Here is a 26,117-nt window from a genome sequence, read left to right on the forward strand (position 1 = left end):
TTAACAGGTAGTCCTATGTCTGACCGCAGCGCTCGTATCCAAGCACTTCAGCAAGCCCTCAAAGAGCGCATCCTGATTCTCGATGGCGGCATGGGTACTATGATCCAAAGTTACCGCCTTGAGGAACACGACTATCGTGGCACTCGTTTTGCCGACTGGCCCAGCGACGTCAAAGGTAATAACGACCTTCTGATCCTCACCCGCCCGGATGTGATTGGTGCCATTGAGAAAGCCTACTTGGACGCGGGAGCGGACATTCTCGAAACCAACACCTTCAACGCCACCCAAGTTTCCCAAGCTGACTACGGCATGCAGGCACTGGCCTACGAGTTGAACGTAGAAGGCGCTCGTCTGGCTCGCAAGGTAGCCGACGCCAAGACCCTCGAAACCCCAGAAAAACCACGTTTTGTAGCCGGTGTACTTGGGCCTACCAGCCGCACCTGTTCACTGTCCCCGGATGTCAACAACCCCGGTTACCGAAACGTCACCTTCGATGAACTGGTGGAAAACTACACCGAGGCCACTAAAGGGCTGATCGAAGGCGGCGCTGATCTGATCCTGATCGAAACCATTTTCGACACGTTGAACGCCAAGGCCGCTATTTTCGCCGTCCAAGGCGTGTTCGAAGAACTCGGCACTGAACTGCCGATTATGATCTCGGGCACCATCACGGATGCTTCCGGGCGTACGCTGTCAGGCCAAACCACCGAAGCGTTCTGGAACTCGGTCAGCCATGCCAAGCCGATCTCGGTGGGCTTGAACTGCGCGCTCGGGGCCAGCGATTTGCGCCCGTACCTCGAAGAACTGTCAAACAAAGCCGACACGTTTGTTTCGGCGCACCCTAATGCGGGTTTGCCAAACGAATTTGGCGAGTACGACGAGCTACCCTGCGAAACCGCCAAAGTGATTGAAGAGTTCGCCCAAAGTGGCTTTCTTAACATTGTCGGCGGCTGCTGCGGTACAACCCCAGACCACATTCATGCGATCGCCAAGGCCGTAGCACCCTATACGCCACGCCAGATTCCGGACATTCCTAAAGCGTGTCGCCTATCGGGGCTTGAGCCGTTCACCATCGACCGCCAATCGCTGTTTGTGAACGTCGGCGAACGGACCAACATTACCGGGTCTGCCCGTTTTGCCCGGTTGATCCGTGAAGATAACTACACCGAAGCGCTGGAAGTCGCACTGCAACAAGTTGAAGCCGGTGCGCAAATCATCGACATCAACATGGACGAAGGCATGTTGGACTCGAAGAAGGCGATGGTCACCTTCCTCAATCTGATTGCAGGTGAGCCGGACATCTCGCGTGTGCCTATCATGATCGACTCCTCAAAGTGGGACGTGATTGAAGCGGGCCTTAAGTGCATTCAAGGTAAAGGCATCGTCAACTCGATCAGCATGAAAGAAGGCGTCGAGCAGTTCATCCATCACGCCAAGCTGTGCAAGCGCTATGGCGCCGCCGTCGTGGTGATGGCCTTTGACGAAGCGGGTCAGGCGGACACCGAGGCGCGCAAAAAAGAAATCTGCAAACGCTCCTATGACATTTTGGTAAATGAAGTCGGCTTCCCGCCGCAAGACATCATTTTCGATCCAAACATCTTCGCCGTGGCCACCGGCATTGAAGAACACAACAACTATGCCGTGGACTTCATCAACGCCTGTGCCTACATACGCGACGAACTGCCGTATGCCCTGACCTCCGGCGGCGTGTCCAACGTGTCGTTCTCGTTCCGAGGCAATAACCCGGTACGTGAGGCGATTCACTCGGTGTTCCTGCTGTACGCCATCCGCAGTGGCCTGAGCATGGGGATCGTTAACGCCGGGCAGTTAGAAATTTACGACCAGATCCCGGCCGAGCTACGTGATGCCGTGGAAGATGTCGTGCTCAACCGTACCCCGGACGCCACCGATAATTTGTTGGCGATTGCCGACAAGTACAAAGGCGATGGCAGCGTCAAAGAGGCCGAAACCGAAGAGTGGCGCAATTGGGAGGTTAACAAACGTCTTGAGCACGCCTTGGTCAAAGGCATCACCACCCACATCGTCGAAGACACTGAAGAGTCACGCCTGTCCTTTAACCGCCCGATCGAAGTGATCGAAGGCCCGCTGATGTCAGGCATGAACATCGTGGGTGACTTGTTTGGTGCGGGCAAAATGTTCCTGCCGCAAGTCGTAAAGTCTGCCCGCGTCATGAAGCAGGCGGTGGCGCACTTGATCCCGTTCATCGAACTGGAAAAAGGCGATAAGCCGCAAGCCAAGGGCAAAATCCTGATGGCGACGGTGAAAGGCGACGTACACGACATCGGTAAAAATATCGTTGGCGTGGTGTTGGGTTGTAACGGTTACGACATCGTCGACCTCGGCGTGATGGTCCCCGCCGAAAAAATCCTGCAAGTGGCCAAAGAGCAGAAATGCGACATCATCGGTCTTTCCGGCCTAATCACCCCGTCGCTGGATGAGATGGTGCACGTTGCCCGTGAAATGCAGCGCCAGGATTTCCACCTGCCCCTGATGATCGGCGGTGCCACGACGTCCAAAGCGCACACCGCGGTCAAGATTGAGCCTAAGTATCAAAACGATGCCGTGATCTACGTGACCGACGCCTCGCGCGCGGTAGGCGTGGCGACACAGCTGTTATCCAAAGAGCTCAAGCCCGACTTTGTTGAAAAGACCCGTCAGGATTACGTTGAAGTCCGCGAGCGCACCTCAAACCGCAGCGCCCGTACTGAACGCTTAAGTTACGCCGCGTCCATTGCTAAAAAGCCTCAGTTCGACTGGGTCAACTACCAACCTGTGCAACCGACGTTTACTGGCGCCAAAGTGCTGGACAACATCGACCTCAAGGTGTTGGCTGAATACATCGACTGGACACCGTTCTTTATCTCTTGGGACCTAGCAGGCAAGTTCCCGCGGATTTTGACCGACGAAGTGGTCGGCGAAGCGGCCACCGCGTTATACGCTGACGCCCAAGAAATGCTGAACAAACTGATTAACGAAAAACTGATCAGTGCGCGCGCCGTCTTCGGCTTCTGGCCAGCGAACCAAGTTAACGATGATGACTTGGAGTTGTACGGCGATGACGGCAAGCCTTTGGCCAAGCTGCATCACCTGCGTCAGCAAATCATCAAAACCGATGGCAAGCCAAACTTCTCCTTGGCGGACTTTGTTGCGCCTAAAGGCAGCGGTGTAACCGACTATGTGGGCGGGTTTATCACGACAGCGGGAATTGGCGCAGAAGAAGTGGCCAAGGCTTATCAAGAGGCTGGAGACGATTACAACTCGATCATGGTCAAGGCTCTGGCCGACCGTCTGGCCGAGGCTTGCGCCGAGTGGCTGCACCAGCAAGTGCGGACTCACCACTGGGGCTACGCCCAAAATGAGCAACTGAACAACGAGGACCTGATCAAAGAGCAGTACAGCGGTATCCGCCCTGCCCCAGGCTACCCGGCATGCCCGGATCACACCGAAAAGGCCACACTGTTCGCATTACTCGACCCGCAAGCGCAAGAAATGCGCGCGGGCAAAAGCGGCGTATTCCTGACCGAACACTACGCGATGTTCCCGGCAGCAGCGGTCAGCGGCTGGTACTTCGCACATCCGCAGGCGCAGTACTTTGCTGTAGGCAAGGTCGATAAAGACCAAATTGACAGTTACACCGCCCGTAAAGGCCAAGACCTGAGCGTGACAGAACGCTGGCTGGCGCCAAACCTCGGCTACGAGAACTGAGCTAAGACACTGTAGGGGCGCCACTAGCTGCCGAGGCTGCGATCTGTTGCACTTAACGATCAAAAGATCGCAGCCTGCGGCAGCTCCTACAGGGTGCGTGTGTGCTTAGCGTTTAACCGGTGTGCGCATGGTGACGAATTCTTCGGCAGCTGTAGGATGTACGCCGATGGTTTCGTCGAAATGCTGTTTAGTTGCACCCGCTTTCAAGGCGATCGCCAAACCCTGGACGATTTCTCCCGCCTCCGGTCCAACCATGTGGCAGCCGAGAACTTTGTCGGTATCGGCATCGACCACCAGTTTCATCAGCGTGCGCTCCTGACACTCGGTCAGTGTCAGCTTCATAGGGCGGAAACTGCTTTCGAAAATCTGTACCTTGTGCCCGTCTTCAATCGCCTGCTCTTCACTCAAGCCCACGGTGCCGATGTTTGGCAAGCTAAAGACTGCCGTCGGGATCATGCGGTAGTCCACTGGGCGATACTGCTCTGGCTTGAACAGGCGACGCGCAACGGCCATACCCTCGGCCAAAGCAACCGGCGTCAACTGCACGCGGCCAATGACGTCTCCGATCGCCAGAATCGACGGCTCAGCGCTCTGGTATTGATCATCAACTTCAACAAAACCACGCTTATCGAGTTTAACGTGGGTGTTTTCCAAGCCAAGATTGTCGAGCATAGGGCGGCGACCGGTGGCATAAAACACGCAATCGGCCTCTAACTCACGACCGTCTTTAAGCGTGGCCTTCAGAGAGCCATCCGCCTGCTTGTCGATTCGCGCTATGTCAGCATTGAACTGCACGTCCATCCCGCGTTTGGTTAACTCTTCGTGCAGATGCTTGCGCACCGCGCCATCAAAGCCTCGCAAAAACATATCACCGCGATACAGCAACGACGTCTTAGCACCCAAGCCGTGGAAGATCCCGGCGAACTCCACCGCTATGTAGCCCCCACCTACGACCAGCACGCGCTTGGGCAATGCTTTAAGGAAGAACGCCTCGTTGGAGCTAATCGCATGCTCGCGACCGGGAATGTCCGGGATCTGCGGCCAGCCACCGGTAGCGATCAAGATGTGCTTAGCCGTATGCCGCTGGCCGTTAACTTCCACTTCGTTAGGCCCGGTTAGCTTGGCATGCCCCTCAAGTAGCGTGACACCGCTGTTAACCAGCAAGTTACGGTAAATGCCGTTCAGACGATGAATTTCGCGGTCTTTATTGGCGATCAAGGTCGCCCAATCAAAGTCAGCGTCCCCCAAACTCCAGCCAAAACCGGATGCTTGCTCAAAGTCGTCAGCGAAATGCGCCCCGTACACCAGTAATTTTTTGGGCACACAACCCACGTTAACGCAAGTGCCACCCAAATAACGGCTTTCAGCCACAGCAACTTTGGCACCAAAACCCGCGGCGAAACGTGCAGCACGCACACCACCGGAACCCGCGCCAATCACAAACAAATCAAATTCGTAGGCCATTTCTCTCTCCTAAGCAGGACATCAGCATAATCGCTCTGGCGCGATTGACCAGCACCGAGGGCGGACTGAAGGCGATAAAACAAAAAAGCCACCCGAAGGTGGCTTTCATTTAGAACGTCTACAACGGAGCTTTGTTAGTAAGCCTTACCGGTTTTGTAGAAGTTTTCGAAGCAGAAGTTGGTCGCTTCGATGTAGCCTTCTGCGCCGCCGCAGTCAAAGCGCTTGCCTTTGAATTTGTAGGCAATAACGCAACCGTTCTGCGCCTGTTTCATCAGCGCGTCAGTGATTTGGATCTCGCCACCTTTGCCCGGCTCGGTCTGTTTGATCAGATCGAAGATGTCCGGCGTCAAGATGTAACGGCCAATGATAGCCAGGTTCGACGGGGCGTCTTCTGGTGCTGGTTTCTCTACCATGTTGCGCACGCGGTACAGATCATCACCAATCAGATCGCCAGCGATGACGCCATACTTGTTGGTTTCTTGCGGGTCGACTTCTTGAATCGCGACGATGGTGCAACGGTACTGGTTGTACAGTTTGACCATTTGCGTCAGAACGCCGTCGCCTTCTAGGTTAACGCACAGGTCGTCTGCCAGTACCACAGCGAATGGCTCGTCACCGATCAGTGAGCGGCCAGTCAAAATGGCATGGCCCAAGCCTTTCATTTCGGTTTGGCGAGTGTAGGAGAACGAGCACTGATCCAGCAGCCGGCGAATGCCTACCAAGTATTTTTCTTTGTCAGTACCTTTGATCTGGTTTTCCAGCTCATAGCTGATGTCAAAGTGGTCTTCCAGTGCGCGTTTGCCACGTCCTGTCACGATAGAAATTTCACTTAAGCCAGCGTCCAGTGCTTCTTCAACCCCGTACTGGATCAGTGGCTTGTTCACCACCGGCAGCATTTCTTTTGGCATGGCCTTGGTCGCTGGCAAAAAGCGAGTGCCGTAACCGGCTGCTGGGAACAAGCATTTCTTGATCATATGCGTCCTTAAAAGGGCTGTACGTTCTAATTTCGGCGCAGTCTAATCAGGCAGCATCAACGTTACAATGCCCCGATTAGCAAACTGATGCCAACCTAGATTATTTTTTATCCAACAAGTTCATTAATGACTTATTTTTCAAATACGCATCAACACAATGAACCTGTTAACTCGCCTACCTGTCTTCTGAATAGATCGCGATCAGCCGCCCTGTTACGAGGCCAAATCCCTTAATTAGCGGTATTATCGCCGCCGTTATTTCGATTCTTAAAGGTACTAGCTTCAATGTCAGCCATAAAAAGTGTCAACGATTACCTGATAAAAAATGTCAGCCCCAACGAATGGTGGATGGTCGCCCTATCAGGTGAAAAAGTCGCCGGGCCATTCCCGTCCGAAAAGGCCACTGTCGAGGTTGCTGAGGTGTTTGAAGACCTCGCAGGGCCTTCAACTCGCAGTCGCAACAGTAAATCCTGATTCCTCCTTCGCGAAGACACTTCCTATGAATAAAACCTTGGCAGCTATTGCACTTCTGGCTCTCGGAGGCTGCGCCACTGCGACTCAAACCCATTTGCCCGATGGCCAGCAGGGATTGAGCATAGACTGTTCTGGCGAAGCGATGTCTTGGGATAAGTGTTATGAGAAAGCTCAAGCATCCTGCCCGGTCAAGGGATACAACGTGATCGCCTCCAAGGGTACTCCCCCCGTGAGGGAAGATGATAAAACCCTAGGTGTGGATGTCGGGAATTACAACACCCGAACGCTCACAGTGATGTGCAAATAACACATAAAAAAACCTGACGCTGGCTTTATCAGCTGTCAGGTTTTGCACGCTGCGCTGGCCACTAAAAGGTCTGCGTCAGTCACCCGAAATACAATGTGTGGCTGATTTGCGAATATCCCCAGGACGCACAGGCACGTTGGACATGCTTTCGTAGACCTTGATACTGCTGCCACCAGAGCGCTCTTCAACATCAATAACCGCTGTTGGGTTAGATGTTAGCTTTTGCGGCACGATGATCCTCAGTCCGTCTTTATGAGGTTCAATCTGTGGCGCATTCCGAGTTTTAGACAGTTGTTGCACCAAGCACTGCGCGTAGGCATCCGGCTTCTTGCCCGAGATCACACTCATGGTCGGGATCGTGTGTTCAATATCGGTTACTGAAGCACAGCCGCCCAACGCCAGCAATGCCACCAAAACGCCCCACTTCATACAATTCCTCCGTTAAAGATCCTACGACAGTCGATCTCAAACTTTTCTCCCTGACAACAGGGATTAATTTCAATAGTGGCCAATTATCTGCCTTTTACGTCAGACTCGCCTGCATCACGGCATAATAAGCGCCTTTAGCCCAAAGCTTGGACTAAAAGCACATGCTATCTTGCTGATTTTTAGTAAAAGCCCCCTTTTGGAGCCCACATGAAGTTCATTCACCAGCGCGAGCACCTCAACGAAGATGACATTGTGGTTATCGAGTGCTCTCAGCCATGCAACATCCGCCTGATGAGCGATGCGCACTTTCGCAGTTTCAAAAATGGCGGGCGCCACTCCTACCACGGCGGTGCATTTAAAGATTTTCCGGCCCGTATCACCGCGCCGAGCACCGGCTTTTGGAATATCACGATTGATACCGTGACCAGCCGCGCTATCAGCGTGACTCGCAAGCCTTCGTTCAAACCTACAATCAAGATCGTGCGGCGTTCAACCTCCAAGCTGCGCTAAGTCTGACGCCTTATATAGACAGGAAATATTGTGGAAACCGTTAAATACGTCATCAAGTACAAACTCAGCGGCGAGCGCCGCTTTGACTTCGCCCAACTTGCAACCGGCTCCGAAGAAGAAGCGCGCGAAGCACTGAAAAAAATCCACGGCGATACCGAGGTCTTTACCGACATCAAGGTCAGCAGGCCGCTCTGAGCCTTATGACGCTCGACCTGTTTGGTGAAGACGATCTGCAACAGCCCGCCCGGATCGAGCGTATTGGGGCGCAGGCGTTTGTGCTTCGTGGGTTTGCTTTGCCATGGGTCGAGGCATTTTTAGAAGCCTTTGATGCCATTTTGCTGAAGTCCCCCTTCCGGCAAATGCAAACTCCGGGCGGCTTTACCATGTCAGCTCGCTTAAGCAGTTGTGGAGCGTTGGGCTGGACCTCTGACGGATATGGATACCGTTACAGCCCACTTGATCCGCTGAACGCGACAGCTTGGCCTGACATGCCTGCGGCGTTTTTTGAGATCGCTGACGCGGCCGCCAGCACCGCAGGTTTTGCCGGTTTTGTCCCCGACGCTGGGTTGATCAATACGTATTCCCCTGGGGCAAAAATGTCCTTGCACCAAGATAAAAATGAACGCCGTTACGAGTCGCCCATCGTCTCGATTTCACTCGGGCTGCCGGCAGTTTTTCAATTTGGTGGCTTTGGGCGCAGCGACCCGACGCAACGAATTTCACTGTTTCATGGTGATGTTGTGGTGTGGGGCGGCGTTGATCGCCTGAGGTTCCACGGCGTACTCCCAATAAAACCGGGGAATCACCCAATCTTGGGCGAACAACGCATCAACATCACTCTGCGCAAAGCAGGCTGAGCTAGCAAAGGGCTGTATATTTTTATATATACCGTTTATCTTCTTGGCGTCCGATCTGAAAGCCCCCTAACACGGGCATCTCTCGCTCTTAATAAAATGGAGTTACGCCATGAATCTTCGCGCCCGCTACTTTGCTCCCTCCGCGCTAGCGGCAGTGATTGGATGTTTGGTTTTTACTTCAGCTCAAGCAGATGACGTTCAAGTGGCCGTTGCGGCCAACTTCACTGCACCGATTCAGGCAATCGCTAAAGATTTTGAAAAAGACACTGGGCACAAAGTCATCGCAGCGTATGGCGCTACCGGCCAGTTTTACACTCAGATCAAGAACGGAGCCCCCTTTGAGGTGTTCCTTGCCGCAGATGACACCACGCCCATCAAACTCGAGAAAGAAGGCGATATCGTTCCAGGCTCACGCTTCACCTACGCCATCGGCACGTTGGCCTTATGGTCAGCAAAAGAGGGCTACATCAATGGCACTGATGAGGTGCTGAAACAAAACCAATTCAAACACTTATCAATCGCCAACCCTAAAGCTGCGCCGTACGGCCTGGCTGCCACGCAGGTGCTGGCGAAACTGGGGCTGACAGACAAGGTTAAAGACAAGATTGTTGAAGGCCAAAACATCACTCAGGCTTATCAGTTTGTCTCAACAGGTAATGCCGAACTGGGTTTTGTGGCTCTGTCGCAGATCTATAAGGACGGCAAAGTCTCAGAAGGTTCCGCTTGGCAGGTCCCAGAAGATATGCACGACTCCATTAAGCAGGACGCGGTGATTCTGAAAAAAGGCGAAAACAACCCGGCCGCCAAAGCGTTGGTTGATTACCTTAAAGGCCCTAAAGCGGCTGCCATTATCAAATCCTACGGTTACCAACTCTAAATGCCGCTCTCGAGTGCTGACTTTGCTGCTATCTGGCTGACCCTGAAGCTGGCGTCATTGACCACGGTCATTTTGCTTTTGGTCGGCACTCCAATCGCCCTTTGGCTCGCGCATACCCGATCCCGGCTGCGCGGCCCGATTGGCGCAATCGTGGCTTTGCCGCTGGTACTGCCACCTACCGTTATAGGCTTTTATCTGCTATTGGCGATGGGCCCACATGGCTATGTCGGTCAGCTCACTCAAGCCATGGGCTTTGGGACGCTAACCTTCAGCTTTGCTGGGCTGGTGATTGGGTCGGTGATTTATTCCATGCCCTTTGTCGTACAACCGTTGCAGAACGCATTCACCGCCATCGGACCAAGGCCGCTCGAAGTCGCCGCGACTTTACGCGCCAACCCATGGGATTGCTTTTTTACGGTGGTTTTACCCCTAGCGCGCCCAGGTTTTATCACCGCTGCGATTTTGGGCTTTGCCCATACAGTCGGCGAGTTTGGCGTGGTCCTGATGATCGGCGGCAATATTCCAGAGAAGACCCGCGTGGTGTCGGTTCAAATCTATGACCACGTTGAGGCGCTCGAATACGCGCAAGCGCATTGGTTAGCAGGCGCAATGGTGGTGTTTTCGTTTCTGGTGCTGTTGGCACTGTACTCAAGCCGTAAATCTCAAAGTACTTGGAGTTGAACATGAGCTCGCACATCAGTGTTCGACTGCAACTGAAGTATTCTGGATTTTCACTCGACGTGGACTTACACCTGCCCGGCAAAGGGGTGACCGCACTCTTCGGTCATTCTGGCTCCGGCAAGACCACCTGCTTGCGCTGCATCGCAGGGTTGGAGCGAGCTGAGCACGCCTTCGTGCAGATCAATGATGAGATCTGGCAAGACAGCCAGAACACTCTCTTTGTCCCAGTTCACAAGCGCTCATTGGGCTATATCTTCCAAGAAGCGAGCCTGTTTCCTCATCTGTCGGTGCGCGCCAATCTTGAGTTCGGACTGCGGCGCATCCCGCGTCAAGAACGCCGAGTGGAGTTGGCCCATGCTGCCGATTTACTGGGTATTACCCACCTGCTGGAGCGGGCCCCTAATCATTTATCGGGCGGCGAGCGTCAACGCGTCGGAATTGCCCGAGCGTTGCTAACCAGCCCGAAGCTATTGCTGATGGACGAACCCTTAGCCGCCTTAGATAGCCAACGTAAGGCCGAGATCTTGCCCTACCTTGAGCGCCTGCACGGCGAATTGGACATTCCCGTGCTGTATGTCAGCCATTCGCAAGATGAAGTTGCGCGCTTGGCAGATCACATTGTGTTGCTCAGCGAAGGTAAAGTATTGGCCAGCGGCCCTATCGGTGAAACCTTGGCCAGACTGGATTTGCCGCTATCACAGGGCGATGACGCGGGCGTGGTGATCGAAGGGGATGTCTGTGGCTACGATGCGCAGTACCAATTGGTGACACTGCAATTGCCAAACAGTGCTCAGCGATTGCGGGTGGCTCACGCCCCTCTGGAAATGGGGCAAACCCTGCGTATTAAAGTGCAAGCCCGCGACATTAGCCTGAGCCTGAGTCGCAGCGAAAACAGTAGCATCCTTAACAGCTTACAAGCCATCGTCATTAGCGAGGCTGGCGCCGACAATCAAGCCCATGTGCTGATTCGTCTGGATATTGCGGGCAGCGCTTTATTGGCCCGTATTACTCGCTATTCACGTGACCAACTTGAACTGCAGCCTGGTCAAATCGTGTGGCTGCAGATCAAATCAGTCGCTGTCTTGGCTTGACCGCTGGGCTTATACGCGACGACGGCCGTTGAAGTAACGCACAGTCGAAATACCCAGCCCCAACAAACCACCTAGAAACAAGCCCAACACAACAGTCAGGGCTTTTTTGGGTTTGAGCGCACTAACAGGGGTCTGCGCTTTGCGGTCGATATTGACCAGACCGAGCGCGCTCATGTCGGTGTTCAAGTTGCCAAGACGAACTATTTCTGCGCGCAAAGGCTCGATATTTTTCAGGTAAACATCTTCGTTAGCACGCTTGCCAAGCAGTTCGACCTCGCGGTTGACTTCAAGTAACTTCAGGTTCTTATCAATCTCCAAGACCCTTTTGTCCGTAAAGTCGTCAGACGTCCGCTTTAACAGCACAGCACGCTCTGCTTGCAAAGCTTGCGTACCCAAAAAGTAAAGTGGCGTTTCTTGAGAAGTGATATCGGTACGAATCACCCGAGCGCCCCCTCCCGAACTTTCACCCATTGCATAAGGAGTGGTCGGACGCGTGATTCCTAATGAACTGGCAATGCTAATGGCTTCATTGAGTTGATCAATGCGTGCTTCACGCACAGCTTTGAGCTGCAGGCGCAGAGCTTGCAGTTCATCTTTCAGGTTTGCGCGTTTTAACTCATCGCTTTCTTCCAGTGTCGCAACCTTAGCCTCTTTATCTGACTGATAACCCAAGCGCGCGGCACTGATCTTTTCTCTTAACTCTTTTTGGCGGTTACTGATGATGGTCTTGAGATCTGCACTGATCTGCGATCGCTGGTTGTTGACCGCGTACTTAACAAACTCGTTGATGATATCGACACCATTAACGTACTTCGGATACGTCAGCTCCAGCCGGATGGATGGACTCATTGCAGTAGGATCTGTAACACCGACTTGGGTCATGTTGATCGAGTTACGATTAAACAGCTCAAAGCTTTGTTCGAGCGACATCCCTTCCTTTTCAAGCGGCTTGAACAACTCCTGATGGCTGCGGAAAAAGTTCAGGCGCGTCTCATAAGAGTCAAGCGCAGCCCCCACCTTTTGAAGCGCCTCTTGCGGAGGAAGTTTGTAGACCTCGGAACGGTTCAAGGCGTCGAGTTCGTTGATCTCTGCGGGGCGCAGTACGGTGCTTGCCTGATAAATCGGCGTCACAACCAATACATAGCCCAAGGCAAGGGCTCCAACAACCACCGAGGTCCCGGCGATAAACTTCTTTTGCTGCCAAAAAAAGCTGAACAGGTCGACCAGATCAATATCTGTACTGGAGGCTTTAGCCTGAGGATGTTCGGTGTTTTTCAAAAATAGCCGCCTTGTGAGTGGTACATCTTGATCAGCCTGCCCCGTCAAGCAGAGGCTTCAAATGCCGACCAACATAAAGTAAATGTCTGACAGACCCTTGTATGAAAAGATCCCAATTTTTAAGAATCAGGCACATACGATAAAAAAACCAAGAAATGCAAACCCACGTGGCGCGCACTTGTGCCGTGCAACCCATAGCCGCTTATTTTGCAGGTATTTATTACGGCAAAAAAGGAATAATCCTACACTAAAAGCATGTACGCACGTCAGCAGGGTATCTTTCAGCAGTCTATGTAATGATTGCCACCCCAAAAAACACGCTTACGTGTGAGGAAGTCATCAGCATGGACATTTTGCAGGCGATGCGGGTTTTCGTGCGCGTGGTCGAGACTGGCAGTTTTACTGCGGCAGCTCAGGCGCTGGGCTATTCCACCGCACAAACCTCGCGCTTGTTGTCAGAGCTGGAGTCTTCTTTACAAGCCCGTTTGTTGCAACGCAGTACTCGCAGACTGGCCTTAACCGAAGTCGGCATGCGCTATCTAGAGCGCTGCCGCCTGATTCTCGGAGAAGTCGAGGACGCCAATGCTGAAGCTGGAGGTGCTCACCTGATTCCACGTGGCCATTTGCGGGTGCAATCCACCACAGGTATTGGGATCCAGTTGTTGGCCCCCTTAGTCGCCAAGTATGCCGAGCTATACCCTCAGGTGAATGTCGACTTAACCTTGTCGCAACGCCAACCCGACCTGCTTGAAGAAGGCCACGACGTAGTGATTACCTTGTCTGCTCACTTGCCCGACTCAGAGTTGGTCGGCCAAGAGCTGGGCAGCATTTATAGCGTGCTGAGCGCCGCGCCCTCTTATCTGAAAAAACAGGGTATTCCACTCACCCCCGAGGCGTTAAGCCAACACCGCTGCCTGCACTTGGTCGACCCGTTGTTTACAGACAGCTGGACGTTTCGTGATGAGCAAGGTGAACGCTCTATTCGTCCGGGTGAAGTATTTCGGGTCAATGTTGCAGAAGCGATGGCCAAAGCCGCCGAAGCAGGGCTTGGTGTGTGCCTGATGCCTGACTACGTGAGTATGGCCTCTTACCTCAATGGCTCACTGGTGCGCCTGCTACCGCAATACCGCCTGCACGAAAAGAGCATCTATGCGCTCTACCCTTCGCGTCGTTTTCTGGATGCGAAGGTTAAAACCTGGGTCGAGTTCTTGAAAAAAGAAATCCCCAAGGTGCTTGATGAGCATCACGCCATAGTCAATGATCCGAAGCACTGGGCTTGACCCCATAAGCCCTGTGCCGCGCAAGCCCGCCTCTGCTGCAAGAAATCAAATACCTTGTAGGGCAAGGTCCATCGCAAAGTAAGTCAAGATCATGTCGGCCCCAGCACGTTTGATCGACCCCAGGGTTTCACGCACCACACGTGCCTCGTCAATAGCACCGGCCTGTGCACCGAATTTGATCATCGCGTACTCACCACTGACCTGATAGGCCGCCAACGGCAAGCGCGAGGCTTCGCGTACATCACGAATAATGTCTAGGTACGCACCAGCCGGTTTGACCATCAGCACATCAGCGCCTTCCTGCTCGTCGAGCAAGGACTCACGGATGGCTTCGCGGCGGTTCATCGGGTTCATCTGGTAAGACTTTCGATCACCTTTCAAGGCGCTGCCGCCTGCTTCGCGAAACGGCCCGTAGAGCGCCGAAGCAAACTTGGTGGAATACGCCATGATCGAGGTGTCGATAAACCCTGCTGCGTCTAACGCACTACGAATCGCTTGCACCTGCCCGTCCATAGCAGCCGAAGGCGAAATGAAGTCGGCGCCAGCAGCGGCAGCGGCTACCGCTTGCTTGCCCAAGTTAATCAGCGTCGCATCATTGTCCACCCCGTGGTCATGCATCACGCCGCAATGGCCATGGGAGGTGTACTCACAAAAGCAGGTATCACTCATCACAATCATGTCTGGGGCAGTATCTTTACAGATTCGCGCCATACGAGACACCAGGCCGTCTTCACGCCAAGAGTCACTGCCGGTGGCGTCTAAATGATGCGATACACCGAACGCCATCACCGACTTGATACCTGCGCGGGCATAACGCTCAATTTCACCAGCCAGTTTTGATTCAGGAATACGCATGACACCCGGCATGCTGGTAATCGGCACAAAGTCGTCAATGTCTTCTTCGACGAAAATGGGCAACACCAAGTCGTTCAAGCTGAATTCGGTTTCCTGAAACATGTCGCGCAATGTTTGATTGCGGCGCAGGCGGCGGGGACGAACGGAGGGGAACTGGTTAGGCATCATGGTTCCTGATAAGCAGGTTCATAAACAAATAAGCCTCTGGCAAGGCCCAATGGCGCAACAAATACAGGATTGAACCCTCAATTGCAAAAGATCCGACCCACCTGCGGCCCGTTGTCGCGGGGGCATTTTCAAGAGATATGACACTCACCGTTGAACATTTCGCTAAAACACGTAGTATCCCCTGCCATGATTCTTGAACAGCTCAAAGCCTTGGGTAATGACACGCGCATGCACATGATGCAGTGGCTTAAAGACCCTCTCAGTCACTTTCCGCCCCAGGATCATGGCGATCCTGCTATTGGTGTGTGCGTAACTCATTTGCAGCACAAGGCCGGGCTGTCCCCTTCTACAGCGTCTGCCCATTTGGCCATTTTGCAGCGTGCCGGTTTTGTACTCACCACGCGTATCGGCAAGTGGACGTACTACCGGCGCAATGAACAAGCGATTGCTGACTTTGCAGCTAGGCTGAAAATCGAGTTGTAATTTTTAACCTTTCATTTCGTTATTTCGCGGAATGTAAAAACATGAGGAACCCCCATGAGCCATAAAACTATCTTCGTCAAACCGGGCGGCGGCTATCAAAATGTTGTGGTCGGTAGCAGCGAAGCTCACGCACCGGGCAGTGATGAGATCACCGTCCGCCTGCATGCCAACTCACTGAACTACCATGACTTTGCTGTCGTCAGCGGTATGTGGGGGCCGTCTGAACAGCGCATCCCTATGGCCGACGGCGCAGGTGAAGTGATCGCGGTGGGTTCGGCTGTCAGCGAGTTTAAGGTCGGCGATGCGGTGGTCAGCACCTTCTTCCCGGAATGGATTGACGGCACACCGCTGGTTGAAGGGTTTGTCAGCGTGCCTGGCGACGGGATTGACGGCTATGCCCGTGAGCAAGTGACGGCCAAGACCAGCGCTTTCACCCTCGCGCCCAACGGCTATAGCCATGCCGAAGCCGCGACACTGACCACCGCTGGCTTGACTGCTTGGCGGGCACTGATGTCGGATGACTCACTAAAGCCGGGCGATACAGTCTTGGTACAAGGCACAGGCGGCGTTTCGATTTTCGCTCTGCAATTCGCCAAAATGGCAGGCGCCACGGTGATCGCCACCTCCTCCAGCGACGAGAAACTGGAGCGCCTTAAAGCGCTAGGCGCTGACCACGTGATCAACTACCGCAAGGACACTAACTGGGGTGAAACCGCGCGCGCACTCACCGCAGGGCGTGGCGTCGACCACATCATTGAAGTGGGCGGCCCTTCGACCCTTGAGCAGTCGATGATTGCCGTACGAGTCGCTGGGCATATTTCGGTCATTGGTATTTTGACCGGTGTTTCGGGGGCAGTTAACTTCGTGCCCGCGTTGGTCAAGCAAATACGCCTGCAAGGTGTGCTGGTTGGCAGCCGCACTCAGCAACAAGCCATGGTGCGCGCCATTAATGCCAGCGGCATGCGCCCTGTTATTGATCGTCATTTCGCGCTGACTGACATTGTTGAAGCGTTCAAGTATCAAGAAACCAATCAGCATTTCGGCAAAATCGTGCTGGACATCTAACGCCACCCAGACCGGACGGCGCATTGACAGTGCGCCTCTGGCTTTAATAGATTCGATGTTTTGCCCAGCGAGCAGAACGTTATGAGCCTTGAATCCGTGCGCGCTTTTTTCAGCGCCAACGCACCCGACTTATATATCATCGAATTGGCTACCAGCACCGCGACTGTTGCTCTGGCGGCGCAGGCGCATGGTGTGGAGCCTGGACAAATTGCAAAAACGTTGGCCTTCCGGGTTGGCGAACGCAATGTGCTACTGGTTGCACGCGGCGATGCGCGCATTGACAACAAAAAGATCAAAAATGCATTGGGCAGCAAAGCCAAGATGCTCGATGCTGACTCCGTTGTCGCATTGACCAGCCATCCGGTCGGGGGTGTTTGCCCGTTTGGGTTGGCCACAGATCTGCCTGTTTACTGCGATATTTCCCTTCAGGCATTTACGGAGGTAATGCCTGCTGCAGGCGCCACGCACACGGCAGTACGCATTAGCCCTACACGCATGGCGGAACTGGTTAATGCACAGTGGGTGGATGTCTGTCAGGAACTTGAGGCGCCGTGTGCGGTGTAATCCGGGACAGCATGCCTTTGTAACAGCCAAGCCCCTTTTCGGGGCTTGAGTTTTTAGCAGCACTTACGCGATTGCGTTATCAACCAGCACTTGAGCCTCTTCAACCAGACGGCCAAGGTGCTGGTCGCTGATAAAGCTTTCAGCGTAAATCTTGTAGATGTCTTCAGTGCCCGATGGGCGTGCAGCGAACCAACCGTTTTCAGTCATAACCTTAAGCCCGCCAATCGGCTGATCATTGCCCGGCGCATGGCTGAGGACCTGAATGATTGCTTCACCCGCCAAAGTCGTCGATTTAACTTGATCCGGCGACAGCTTACCGAGCAAGGCTTTTTGTTGTGGAGTTGCTTTGGCGTCGACCCGGGTCGAGAACGGCAAGCCTAGGTCTTCGGTGATTTTCTGGTATAGCTGGGAAGGATCACGACCGGTACGCGCGGTCATCTCGGCGGCCAGCAACGACGGGATCAAACCATCCTTGTCAGTTGACCAAACAGAGCCGTCCAAACGTAAGAACGAAGCCCCCGCGCTTTCTTCGCCGCCAAACCCCAACGAGCCGTCAAACAGACCATCAGCAAACCATTTGAAACCTACGGGCACTTCATACAGTCGACGACCCAAGCGTGTGGTGACCCGATCAATCAACCCGCTGCTGACCACTGTTTTACCGATCGCCGCATCGGCACGCCAGTGCGGACGGTTTTGAAACAGGTAGTCAATGGCCACAGCCAAATAGTTATTCGGCGCCAACAAACCGCCAGACGGAGTCACAATGCCGTGGCGATCATGATCCGGGTCACAGGCAAAAGCTACGTCAAAACGCTCTTTAAGCCCGATCAAACCCTGCATCGCGTGGCTGGATGATGGGTCCATACGAATACGCCCATCCCAGTCCACGCACATAAAGCGGAATGTGGGATCGACTGAGGTGTTCACCACATCAAGGTTCAAGCCGTAATGTTCGCCAATGGCTGACCAATAACGCACACCCGCCCCACCCAACGGATCGACACCCAAACGCAGGTTGGCACCGCGCAAGATGTCCATGTCGATCACGTTTTTAAGGTCGCCGACGTAAGTATTCAGATAGTCGTGACGGTGCGTGGTGCTGGCTTTTAGAGCCTGCTCATAACCGATCCGGTTAACACCGTTAAGCTTGGAAGCCAGCAGTTCGTTGGCCTTGGCTTCGATCCACTTGGTGACATCCGTATCTGCCGGGCCACCATTGGGCGGGTTGTATTTGAAGCCTCCGCTTTCCGGCGGGTTATGCGACGGCGTGATCACCACACCATCAGCCAATCCCGACGTACGCCCTCGGTTGTAGCAAAGGATCGCGTGGGAGATAGCAGGCGTCGGGGTGTATTCGTCATTTGCAGCGATCATGGTTTCAACACCATTGGCGGCGAATACTTCCAGTGCACTGGCTCCGGCTGGTGTCGACAAAGCATGGGTGTCGATGCCGACGAATAATGGGCCATTGATACCTTTGAACTGCCGGTACAGACAAATAGCTTGGCTGATCGCCAAGACGTGCCACTCATTGAAACTCAGTTCGAACGAGCTACCGCGGTGCCCGGAAGTACCAAACGCGACACGCTGAGTGGCGATCGCTGCATCGGGTTGACCTGTGTAGTAAGCGGTCACCAGTCGCGGAATATCGACTAGCAATTGAGCTGGAGCCGGTTTGCCCGCAAGAGGACTGAGTGTCATGCAAAACCTCAAAAATAAATGATTCGGAGGACAAAAAACGCAGTGTACTGGCACTTCGAGATTGGCGCGAAGCAATTGTCCTGACACAACGTATCAATTAGGTTTTGTCAGGAATTTCTGTTTTATCTGACGGCGCAATTTGCATCCTGTTCCCGTGCATGGCAAAAATTGCAGCAACTTAGTGCGTCTGCAATAGATATAAGGACGCGTACGTTTAAGCTCGAAAAAGGAAGCAGCATGAAATCACTCATTATCAGCGCGGCCCTGACACTCTCGTTGAGTACGCTGTGCAGCCTGGCCAACGCCGCCAAACTGGAGGATGTGGCACCCTACCCTAAAGCCGAAGCAGGTTTCACTCGCCAGGTGATCCACCTGCCTTCACAAAAGAACGAAGACGATTACAAGGTTCAGATCATTGCGGGTAAAACACTACAGGTTGACTGCAATCAACAGCGCCTGACCGGCAAACTACAAGAAAAAATACTCAAAGGCTGGGGCTACCCGATGTACCGCCTTGAAAAAGTCGGCGGCCCTCTAAGCACGCAGATGGCCTGCCCCGATGGCAAACCCCACCCCGACTTTGTGCCGGTGGTGGGCGATGGCTTTATGCTGCGCTACAACAGCAAACTGCCGATTGTGCTCTACGTCCCTAAAGACATGGAAGTGCGTTACCGGATCTGGTCTGCCTCCAAACAGATCAAGCAAGCCAGCACTGAGTAAATGATGTAAGTCTCATTGGGCGACCACGCACCGGCTTAATCGCCCAATGAACCGGTTACTGCAAGCCGACGCGGTACAACGCACCCTTGTCCTCATCGGTGAGCACGTACAAATACCCATCCGGGCTCTGGCGAACATCACGAATACGGCCATTCAAACCGCCCAGTAAACGTTCTTCGTGCACCACCTTGTCCCCGTCCAGTTGCAACCGGATCAAGTCTTTATCAGCCAGGGCGCCAATAAAAAGGTTGTGCTGCCAAGGCTTGAAGCGTTCGCCGTCATAAAAAGTCATCCCGCTGATGCCTGGGGATTTTTCCCAGACTTGATGAGGCGCGACGGTGCCTTCGACCGTTTTGCCTTTGGCTTCTGGGATCGGCCTTGATGAGTAATCGATCCCGTGAGTCGCCAGCGGCCAGCCGTAGTTTTTGCCACGCTCAATCAGATTGATCTCGTCGCCACCCTTAGGCCCGTGTTCATGCGTCCAAAGCGTGCCAGCCCATGGGTTCAAGGCCGCACCTTGCGGATTGCGATGGCCATATGACCATATCTCAGGTCGTGCGCCTTTCTGACCGACAAATGGGTTGTCATCCGGGATGCGCCCATCCGGGTAAATACGCACCACGGTGCCTTGGAGTTTGTCGAGGTCTTGAGACGTTGAGCGCTGGTTATTTTCACCCAACGCAATAAACAGATACCCGTCGCGATCAAATACCATTCGCGAACCAAAATGATTGCCGGTTGAAAGCTTGGGTTCTTGGCGAAAAATCACTTCAAAGTCGTTTAGCTTGCTCAGGTCATCCGATAAGCGTCCACGCCCTACCGCCGTACCTGCCTTGTTGTCTTTACCACCCTCTGCGAATGACAGGTACACCATTCGGTCGTTGGTAAAGTCTGGGGATAGGACTACATCCAATAGACCACCTTGGCCTTTAGCCCAGACTTGCGGGACTCCTGTTATTGGAGCCGACAGCTTGCCCTCGGGGCTTACCCAGCGCAGGTGGCCGGGGCGTTCAGTCACCAGCATGCCCTTTTGGTTAGGTAAAAACGCTAACGCCCAAGGATGCTCGAGCCCTTCGACCACGGTCGTGGCTGTGACGGGCCCCAGCTCTGACTTGAACGTCTGCTGCTCATCTGTCTGCGCATTCGCCGTTAGGCTTAGCAATGAAGTGACCAATAGGGTAGCCAGTGTGGTTTTTTTCATCATCCGATAGTCCTTTTCGATTAACGCTGATCTTTAGGCTGTGACGAAGGTGCGGTGGGTTTCAGAGTCTGGGGAAGGGGCGGATTTCGTGGGTAACCATTGCCGATCTGGCCATTTTCAAGAGACGGCCTTGGCGCATTGGGCAGTGTCGAGCCTGGGCGCGTAACACCTGGGGCCGGGCCCGTGCCTTGTCGGCTGTTGGGGTTTATGCGCCTGATAGTGTTGTTGGTTGGCGGCACACCGGAGCGCAGCGTGTTCTGCGCAAACAACACGGTGGCCGACACAGGAACAAGGCCATCGGCAAAGACGTCTGGTTGAGTTTGAGCTGAAACATGTGCCGCCATACCAGCCAGCATTAATAGCCCTAAAGCACTGAGTCGCGTGCTATTCATCCTATGCTCCAATTCAGTTAAGCCTGAGCGTTGGAGTGCAGTTTGTAGGTCAGGTTCGCTCTAAACCCAGTGAACGCACGTTACTGGTAAGGTTAAATGTCACATCTTATTGCCAAGCGCACCCCCCCCTCGTATTCAGTCTTCGGTGTCAGGCCCGATAACAATCACTGTGGCCTGCCGAGCTTCTTCCAGCAAAGCCTGACGGCAAACTTCATAACAATCGTCGATGTGCCCGTTTCCGACCATTTTCATCACCCCAAAGCTAATAGTGGCAGCCACCGCTTGCCCCACAAACGGCACAAACCTAACCACTGATTTGGTCGCGACTTTGGTGCTCATCTTTTTCAGCAGTGACATGACTAGCGTACGGCTGATGAATTTACCGATGGCTTCACTGCCAATACTGCTAACCGCAACAATCACCATGCGCTTGGAGCGCGAGTCCATGCGTTCAATTTGCTCAGGAGTCAGACCGAATTTGCTGTTGATTGCAGGCAACATTTCGACGAGTAGCGCCACGTCAGTGCCAAGATCCAGCCCTGGGACCGGAATCGCAGCGGCGCCCGCAGAGACTGCAGAACGCTTGGTTACCATGGACTTACATTCGTCACGAATGCGATCAAGCTCGGCAAGCGACTTGATTAACATAAGATTCCCCCACAAAAAGAGATACACGTAGGCAGTCTACTACCTCATTCCCGCGCGCAAGGCGCCAGGTCTTTATGTAGAGGGCTTTTAGCGTTGGAAATTCAGGACAGGGGGTGCTGTTTTTGTCCGCTGAGCATTCGCGCTGACAGAAAAAAGCAGCCTGTACTTGGGGAAAGTACAGGCTGATAAGACGTTAAACGTCTTTTTTGACCTTGCTCCACTCATCTTTGATCTTGTGCACAAAGCCAGAGGTCTTGTCTTTTTCGCAAGCAGTGACAATCTCAGGAGTGATTTTTGCTACGCCATCGACATCCAGCACAGCATCTTCAACCTTGCCACTTTTGTTGACGGCTTCACCGAGACCGACAGCGACAGGTCGGAAGCTTTCGTCGACGGCTAGAAAATCTGCGCAAGTCCATTGCGCCAATGGCTTTTTGGCGTCTGCCTGAGCCAGTGTTGACATTGCGATCAGACCTGCTGCGCCAATCATCAGAATGTGCTTCTTCATATGAATATTTCCCTATTATCAATGAGACAGTTACGTGGGGTGTGCCGCAAAAACCTTAGTTGCGGATATAGGTTCTGTCAAACGACACCAGCGCACTTTAATCTCGACAAAAAAGACAACTTCGCAATGGCTTATCAATCGAAAAAAAATCATAAATAACAGTTAGATAGGATACTCCTACGGACACTCAACCCCGCTCTTTTGCAAGAACGCTGATTATGCATAGGGTAAATATCTATGTGCCGATACGTCTTAGCCGTGGGTAAAAAACGCCCTGATCCGATCGAGAGCAGAGCGTTAATCAAGGCCTACGCAGGCAACATTTAACTTTGCTGTGAGATGGAGAAATCAGTCTCTCCTTTGTCATCCGCAGTCATCACCACCTTGTAGGTTCTAGACGTGCCGCAGCCAGAAACCTGCCAAGTTTCAACTGCTTTCTGGATCGCCCCATTAGGCGATGGTTCTAAACTTGCAATGCTCGCATCAACAGCACTGATAGAACGGCATTGGGTCACCGCTGAAAAAAACTGCTCAATGCTTGAGTACACATCCTTGCGCAATACGGGATCTGTAACCGATTGGCCCGAGAACTGTGGATGACTTGCGCAACCCGCTATTACAGCGGCAGCGAAAATGAGACTAAACAGCGCACCTTGTTGTTTTGCCTTGATCGGCATATTCACTCCTTGAAACGGCCTCATGCCGTATTAATACACATCATTCCAAGCCATTGAAACATGATTAGAGTGATGTCGCAGCACTGCCTTGTGCCTTCCTCAAATGTTTGTAATTAAAACCGCAGCGCTGCTCAATGTGGATGAACCGTCAGAGCCACCAGTTTAATCACGATTGGCCGAACAACAAGAATGCACAGGAAAGCGACGGGCATAGCCAACCGATAGGCATGCAAGGTATTGCTTATGTAGTCCCCATCAATGCCTGTATTGGCAGCCGTAATCAGCAGAGACATCAAAAAAGCCATGATCGCAGACATGTAGAAAGCGAACACGTAGGGCGCTGCACGGGCCGAAAGCCTTGGGCGGTTTGAAGAAAACGTGTTTGAAGTGTTTCTTGAGTTCATGATTAGCCTTTCACTCGTTGATTTCGTCGGTAGCGCACCCTAACAAGATCAACAACTCGCAACTAGACTGCGATTTCTAGTTTGTTTATAAAGCAAATCTTACGAATGCGCTCAGTCTAGGAGCAAGCCATGGACTTGTTTGCGGCGATTAACAGTTTTACCAAAGTGGTTGAAGCCGGATCTATTGCTGGCGCAGCGAAAAATCTCGGTATCAGTGCCGCTGCGGTCAGCCAAACCATCAACCGTTTAGAAGCACACTTAGGGACCCGCCTGTTGCAACGCACCACACGAAGCATGGCACTGACTGAAGACGGAACTATTTATTACGCAAAAGTACAACGCATCGTGGCCGATCTAGCGTTAGCACAAAGGGCCATTAGCCACAGTGACACCGACCTCCAAGGACGGCTCAGCATTGCCTCTACGGCCGCATTCGGACGACACGTCGTGGCTCCACTCATTGCAGGATTTTCAGCCCGATATCCGCGCCTGACACTCGAACTCAGCACCACTGACAGCAGGATCAACCACATACACAGCGGTATTGATCTGAGCTTGCGAATCAAGCCACAACTTGAAGACGGGATCATCGCGCGCAAAATCGTCTCTGTCCCCTTTATCGTCTGCGCAGCCCCGGCCTACCTTGAGCGCGCGGGCTGGCCTAGCACCCCTGAAGAGCTTCAACACCATGCCTGCTTAGGGTTTCGCTACCCTCTGGATGGGCGCTTTCTGCGCTGGGGCTTTATCAACAGCGGGCAACATGCTTACGCAGCACTTAATGTCACGGCCACCAGCGATGATATTGACGCGCTCGCACAAATGGCCGCACATGGAGCCGGGATTGCACGGTTAGCCGAGTTTATCGCCGCGCCTTACTTGGAGTCGGGCCAGCTTATACCGCTGCTGCAACACAGCCACTCGCCTACAGAATCCTATACAGAGCCACTGGACATCTATGCCTGCGTTCAAGATCGCGCGTCCATGACGCCAAAAGTGAGAGCCTTCATCAGCTACCTAACCGAACACTTGCAAAAGCGTTGGCCAAAAGACAATATTTTTACTGCTGTTTAAGCACCCTGAACCGCGTAGCTAGGCCGACAAAATTTAACGTAGAGACAGGCTCAGCAACCTCCCAGTCGGCGTTTTTAAACCGAAGCGCCGCTACACAATTAGCTTCCAACCCGCGGATTACCTGCGGTCAGTCCTTAATCAAAGCTTGCCTATCTGCAGGCTCGGAGGCGGTTCTGCTGCCACCGGTCATTAGCTTGCGTAGTCAGACTGGCATACCGTTTGAAGTTGCATAAACGCCTATTTTGCCTATCTTCATTCGTACTGATTACAACAGTAAAAGCATTACCAGTCGCTGGTTTCACTCAGAGACTGACCCTCTGTAACAACGCACTGCCTGACTACTTTTAACATTGTTTAACTGACCTTACTGCGAATGCGTAAGTGTCATTTTTAGACACTAGCATCTAAAAATTTAGATGCTTTGGGTGTGAGGTTGAGTGAATGCAAACTAAAACTAAACGCGGTTGGTTATGGGCCTATCGCAAAATCCGCGGACTGCAATGTTCAAGATTCACCGCAGCCTATAGAGCAACTCGGTACGTTCTGAGAAATGACACAGGCACTTTTCATAGCACGCTAACTTGGCAGAAAATTCGTATTTATCGCTAATTTTTTAACCCATGAATGCGCTTAATAAAGCGTATTTATCCGCTACGTTGTATTGGCACATTTATACGACTGCCCCTACCGTCGAGGGCTGACAACACACGTGTATACGTCATCGCAATAGATAGAAAAACTCAACCTGATCAACACGGCAAAGCACGCGGGTACTTATCAAAACGGGTTATTTAAGGCAACGGAAATCTGATGCGGAGTGGATCTGTAGGATTTTTCTCGCGCTTTTTTTGAACTTTTCTGCCATGCGCTGGATCGAAGCGGTCGTTCGATATTTATCTACGTCATGGAGACTCTCGCCAATGTTTACTGCAAAACTGCTACGTCACTCCTGCGCGCTAGCGCTTTTCGGCGCACCACTGGCAGTGATGGCCGCCCCAAGTACCGACCCTGTATTTAACGTCGGCTTGCTGGGTTCCTACACAGATTTCAAATTCGAAGGCGGTAGCAGATCCGATAAAGAACATATGGGCCAAGGCGGCGTATTCGCCAACTATGGCAACAAAATGACTGCTGAATCCGGTTTTATCTACCAAATCGGTGGCGAAGCTAAATACAGCAAGAAAAGTGGCAATAAGCTTAAAGAAGCTCAGGCTGACCTCGACCTTGGCTGGCGAGCAGCGCTGGATGCGCGCAATTTCGTTGATGTGATCGTCGGTGGCGGTTACTCCTGGACCCGTTTCGAGCCTGAAATCAACGATCTGGACACCAAGCTGACCTACAAATCCCCGTTCGCCAAGGCCGCGCTGGGTTACAACCACCAGTTCGACACCTCGACTCTGCGCGTTGAAGTGGGTGCCCGTCAGACGCTTGACGGACGCGCACGCCTGAAGGTAGATCGATTCGGTAGCGACACGGTCGACATGAAGGATCGGACCAACCCTTACGCTGAAGTCTCATTGCTGATGAACCAGCAAGGCGATCTGCCCATCCAAGCGGGCGTCTATTACACCCGCACGGAATACAAAATCGACGACAATTCACCGGTTGTCGACAACACTAAACTCAAGCGTGACGAGTATGGCGTGAAGGTCGGCCTGGTGTTCTGATCATCACCAGCAGGCCCCGTCGCTAACGGGGCCTGCACCGAC

The 26,117-nt window shown here is 53.1% G+C and carries 28 protein-coding genes; 16 read left to right on the forward strand and 12 right to left on the reverse strand.

Annotated features, from left to right (window positions below; genetic code table 11):
• The first annotated feature begins 15 nt into the window (after positions 1-15).
• Complete coding sequence (gene metH / locus AQS70_RS11950) at positions 16-3,726, forward strand: methionine synthase (protein ID WP_055102981.1); 3,711 nt, start codon at positions 16-18, stop codon at positions 3,724-3,726.
• A 105-nt stretch (positions 3,727-3,831) separates the two neighbouring features.
• Here metH and gorA read toward each other — a convergent pair whose 3' ends face one another.
• Positions 3,832-5,190, reverse strand: a complete 1,359-nt coding sequence (gene gorA / locus AQS70_RS11955) for a glutathione-disulfide reductase (RefSeq protein WP_055102982.1) — start codon at positions 5,188-5,190, stop codon at positions 3,832-3,834.
• A gap of 134 nt (positions 5,191-5,324) precedes the next feature.
• The gene (galU, locus tag AQS70_RS11960; protein WP_055102983.1) at positions 5,325-6,164 is read right to left on the reverse strand and encodes a UTP--glucose-1-phosphate uridylyltransferase GalU; all 840 of its coding nucleotides are present in this window, start codon (positions 6,162-6,164) and stop codon (positions 5,325-5,327) included.
• A gap of 285 nt (positions 6,165-6,449) precedes the next feature.
• Between galU and AQS70_RS11965 the strand changes: the two genes are divergently transcribed.
• A complete protein-coding gene (locus AQS70_RS11965; protein WP_055102984.1) occupies positions 6,450-6,638 on the forward strand; it encodes a hypothetical protein in 189 nt (62 codons plus the stop codon).
• Between the two features lie 25 nt (positions 6,639-6,663).
• Positions 6,664-6,945, forward strand: a complete 282-nt coding sequence (locus AQS70_RS11970) for a hypothetical protein (RefSeq protein WP_055102985.1) — start codon at positions 6,664-6,666, stop codon at positions 6,943-6,945.
• A gap of 75 nt (positions 6,946-7,020) precedes the next feature.
• Here the strand turns inward: AQS70_RS11970 and AQS70_RS11975 are convergent, their stop codons facing one another.
• Positions 7,021-7,374, reverse strand: a complete 354-nt coding sequence (locus AQS70_RS11975) for a hypothetical protein (RefSeq protein WP_055102986.1) — start codon at positions 7,372-7,374, stop codon at positions 7,021-7,023.
• Between the two features lie 207 nt (positions 7,375-7,581).
• Here AQS70_RS11975 and AQS70_RS11980 point away from each other — a divergent pair, with 207 nt between their 5' ends.
• The 6 genes from AQS70_RS11980 (at position 7,582) to modC (ending at position 11,390) form a co-directional block, all read left to right on the forward strand.
• Complete coding sequence (locus AQS70_RS11980) at positions 7,582-7,884, forward strand: DUF1883 domain-containing protein (RefSeq protein WP_055102987.1); 303 nt, start codon at positions 7,582-7,584, stop codon at positions 7,882-7,884.
• 30 nt (positions 7,885-7,914) lie between these two features.
• Positions 7,915-8,079 (forward strand): hypothetical protein, encoded by a 165-nt coding sequence (locus tag AQS70_RS23855; RefSeq protein ID WP_164488185.1) that lies wholly within the window; start codon positions 7,915-7,917, stop codon positions 8,077-8,079.
• Positions 8,080-8,084: 5 nt separating this feature from the next.
• Positions 8,085-8,741 carry a DNA oxidative demethylase AlkB gene (gene alkB / locus AQS70_RS11985; RefSeq protein WP_055102988.1) on the forward strand — a complete coding sequence of 219 codons (657 nt, stop codon included), beginning with the start codon at positions 8,085-8,087 and terminating at the stop codon, positions 8,739-8,741.
• A 109-nt stretch (positions 8,742-8,850) separates the two neighbouring features.
• Entirely contained in the window at positions 8,851-9,618 is a 768-nt protein-coding gene (gene modA / locus AQS70_RS11990) for a molybdate ABC transporter substrate-binding protein (RefSeq protein WP_055102989.1), read from the forward strand.
• On the forward strand, positions 9,619-10,299 hold the full coding sequence (modB, locus tag AQS70_RS11995; protein ID WP_055102990.1) for a molybdate ABC transporter permease subunit: 681 nt from the start codon (positions 9,619-9,621) through the stop codon (positions 10,297-10,299). It abuts the gene before it with no gap.
• A gap of 2 nt (positions 10,300-10,301) precedes the next feature.
• Positions 10,302-11,390 carry a molybdenum ABC transporter ATP-binding protein gene (gene modC, locus AQS70_RS12000; RefSeq protein WP_055102991.1) on the forward strand — a complete coding sequence of 363 codons (1,089 nt, stop codon included), beginning with the start codon at positions 10,302-10,304 and terminating at the stop codon, positions 11,388-11,390.
• A gap of 9 nt (positions 11,391-11,399) precedes the next feature.
• Here the strand turns inward: modC and AQS70_RS12005 are convergent, their stop codons facing one another.
• Entirely contained in the window at positions 11,400-12,668 is a 1,269-nt protein-coding gene (locus tag AQS70_RS12005; protein ID WP_055102992.1) for a Wzz/FepE/Etk N-terminal domain-containing protein, read from the reverse strand.
• A 344-nt stretch (positions 12,669-13,012) separates the two neighbouring features.
• On the opposite strand from AQS70_RS12005, the gene AQS70_RS12010 reads away from it, so the two are divergent.
• Positions 13,013-13,948: a LysR family transcriptional regulator gene (locus tag AQS70_RS12010; RefSeq protein WP_055103030.1), complete on the forward strand. Its 936-nt coding sequence runs from the start codon at positions 13,013-13,015 to the stop codon at positions 13,946-13,948.
• Positions 13,949-13,993: 45 nt separating this feature from the next.
• On the opposite strand, the gene hemB is transcribed toward AQS70_RS12010, so the two are convergent.
• On the reverse strand, positions 13,994-14,968 hold the full coding sequence (gene hemB, locus AQS70_RS12015) for a porphobilinogen synthase (protein WP_055102993.1): 975 nt from the start codon (positions 14,966-14,968) through the stop codon (positions 13,994-13,996).
• 189 nt (positions 14,969-15,157) lie between these two features.
• Between hemB and AQS70_RS12020 the strand changes: the two genes are divergently transcribed.
• The 3 genes from AQS70_RS12020 to AQS70_RS12030 all read left to right on the forward strand — a co-directional run bounded on the left by AQS70_RS12020 (position 15,158) and on the right by AQS70_RS12030 (position 17,083).
• The gene (locus AQS70_RS12020; protein WP_055102994.1) at positions 15,158-15,454 is read left to right on the forward strand and encodes an ArsR/SmtB family transcription factor; all 297 of its coding nucleotides are present in this window, start codon (positions 15,158-15,160) and stop codon (positions 15,452-15,454) included.
• Between the two features lie 54 nt (positions 15,455-15,508).
• A complete protein-coding gene (locus AQS70_RS12025) occupies positions 15,509-16,519 on the forward strand; it encodes a zinc-dependent alcohol dehydrogenase family protein (protein ID WP_055102995.1) in 1,011 nt (336 codons plus the stop codon).
• An 81-nt stretch (positions 16,520-16,600) separates the two neighbouring features.
• Positions 16,601-17,083, forward strand: coding sequence for a YbaK/EbsC family protein (locus AQS70_RS12030; RefSeq protein WP_055102996.1), 483 nt, complete (start codon positions 16,601-16,603; stop codon positions 17,081-17,083).
• Between the two features lie 63 nt (positions 17,084-17,146).
• On the opposite strand, the gene pgm is transcribed toward AQS70_RS12030, so the two are convergent.
• Complete coding sequence (pgm, locus tag AQS70_RS12035) at positions 17,147-18,787, reverse strand: phosphoglucomutase (alpha-D-glucose-1,6-bisphosphate-dependent) (RefSeq protein WP_055102997.1); 1,641 nt, start codon at positions 18,785-18,787, stop codon at positions 17,147-17,149.
• Between the two features lie 237 nt (positions 18,788-19,024).
• Between pgm and eco the strand changes: the two genes are divergently transcribed.
• Positions 19,025-19,507, forward strand: coding sequence for a serine protease inhibitor ecotin (eco, locus tag AQS70_RS12040; protein ID WP_055102998.1), 483 nt, complete (start codon positions 19,025-19,027; stop codon positions 19,505-19,507).
• 55 nt (positions 19,508-19,562) lie between these two features.
• Here the strand turns inward: eco and AQS70_RS12045 are convergent, their stop codons facing one another.
• The 6 genes from AQS70_RS12045 to AQS70_RS23295 form a co-directional block, all read right to left on the reverse strand.
• The gene (locus tag AQS70_RS12045; protein WP_055102999.1) at positions 19,563-20,711 is read right to left on the reverse strand and encodes a PQQ-dependent sugar dehydrogenase; all 1,149 of its coding nucleotides are present in this window, start codon (positions 20,709-20,711) and stop codon (positions 19,563-19,565) included.
• Between the two features lie 17 nt (positions 20,712-20,728).
• A complete protein-coding gene (locus AQS70_RS12050; RefSeq protein ID WP_055103000.1) occupies positions 20,729-21,100 on the reverse strand; it encodes a hypothetical protein in 372 nt (123 codons plus the stop codon).
• A gap of 135 nt (positions 21,101-21,235) precedes the next feature.
• Positions 21,236-21,748, reverse strand: a complete 513-nt coding sequence (locus tag AQS70_RS12055; protein WP_055103001.1) for a hypothetical protein — start codon at positions 21,746-21,748, stop codon at positions 21,236-21,238.
• Between the two features lie 193 nt (positions 21,749-21,941).
• A complete protein-coding gene (gene hdeA / locus AQS70_RS12060) occupies positions 21,942-22,256 on the reverse strand; it encodes an acid-activated periplasmic chaperone HdeA (protein WP_055103002.1) in 315 nt (104 codons plus the stop codon).
• A 323-nt stretch (positions 22,257-22,579) separates the two neighbouring features.
• Positions 22,580-22,933: a hypothetical protein gene (locus AQS70_RS12065; protein ID WP_055103003.1), complete on the reverse strand. Its 354-nt coding sequence runs from the start codon at positions 22,931-22,933 to the stop codon at positions 22,580-22,582.
• 131 nt (positions 22,934-23,064) lie between these two features.
• Entirely contained in the window at positions 23,065-23,337 is a 273-nt protein-coding gene (locus tag AQS70_RS23295; RefSeq protein WP_082428095.1) for a DUF2798 domain-containing protein, read from the reverse strand.
• A 129-nt stretch (positions 23,338-23,466) separates the two neighbouring features.
• On the opposite strand from AQS70_RS23295, the gene AQS70_RS12070 reads away from it, so the two are divergent.
• A complete protein-coding gene (locus tag AQS70_RS12070; RefSeq protein WP_055103004.1) occupies positions 23,467-24,408 on the forward strand; it encodes a LysR family transcriptional regulator in 942 nt (313 codons plus the stop codon).
• Between the two features lie 920 nt (positions 24,409-25,328).
• Positions 25,329-26,075 carry an outer membrane beta-barrel protein gene (locus AQS70_RS12075; protein WP_055103005.1) on the forward strand — a complete coding sequence of 249 codons (747 nt, stop codon included), beginning with the start codon at positions 25,329-25,331 and terminating at the stop codon, positions 26,073-26,075.
• The last annotated feature ends 42 nt before the right edge of the window (positions 26,076-26,117 follow it).

The sequence above is a fragment of the Pseudomonas endophytica genome, from assembly GCF_001411475.1.
GTDB classification, from domain to species: domain Bacteria; phylum Pseudomonadota; class Gammaproteobacteria; order Pseudomonadales; family Pseudomonadaceae; genus Aquipseudomonas; species Aquipseudomonas endophytica.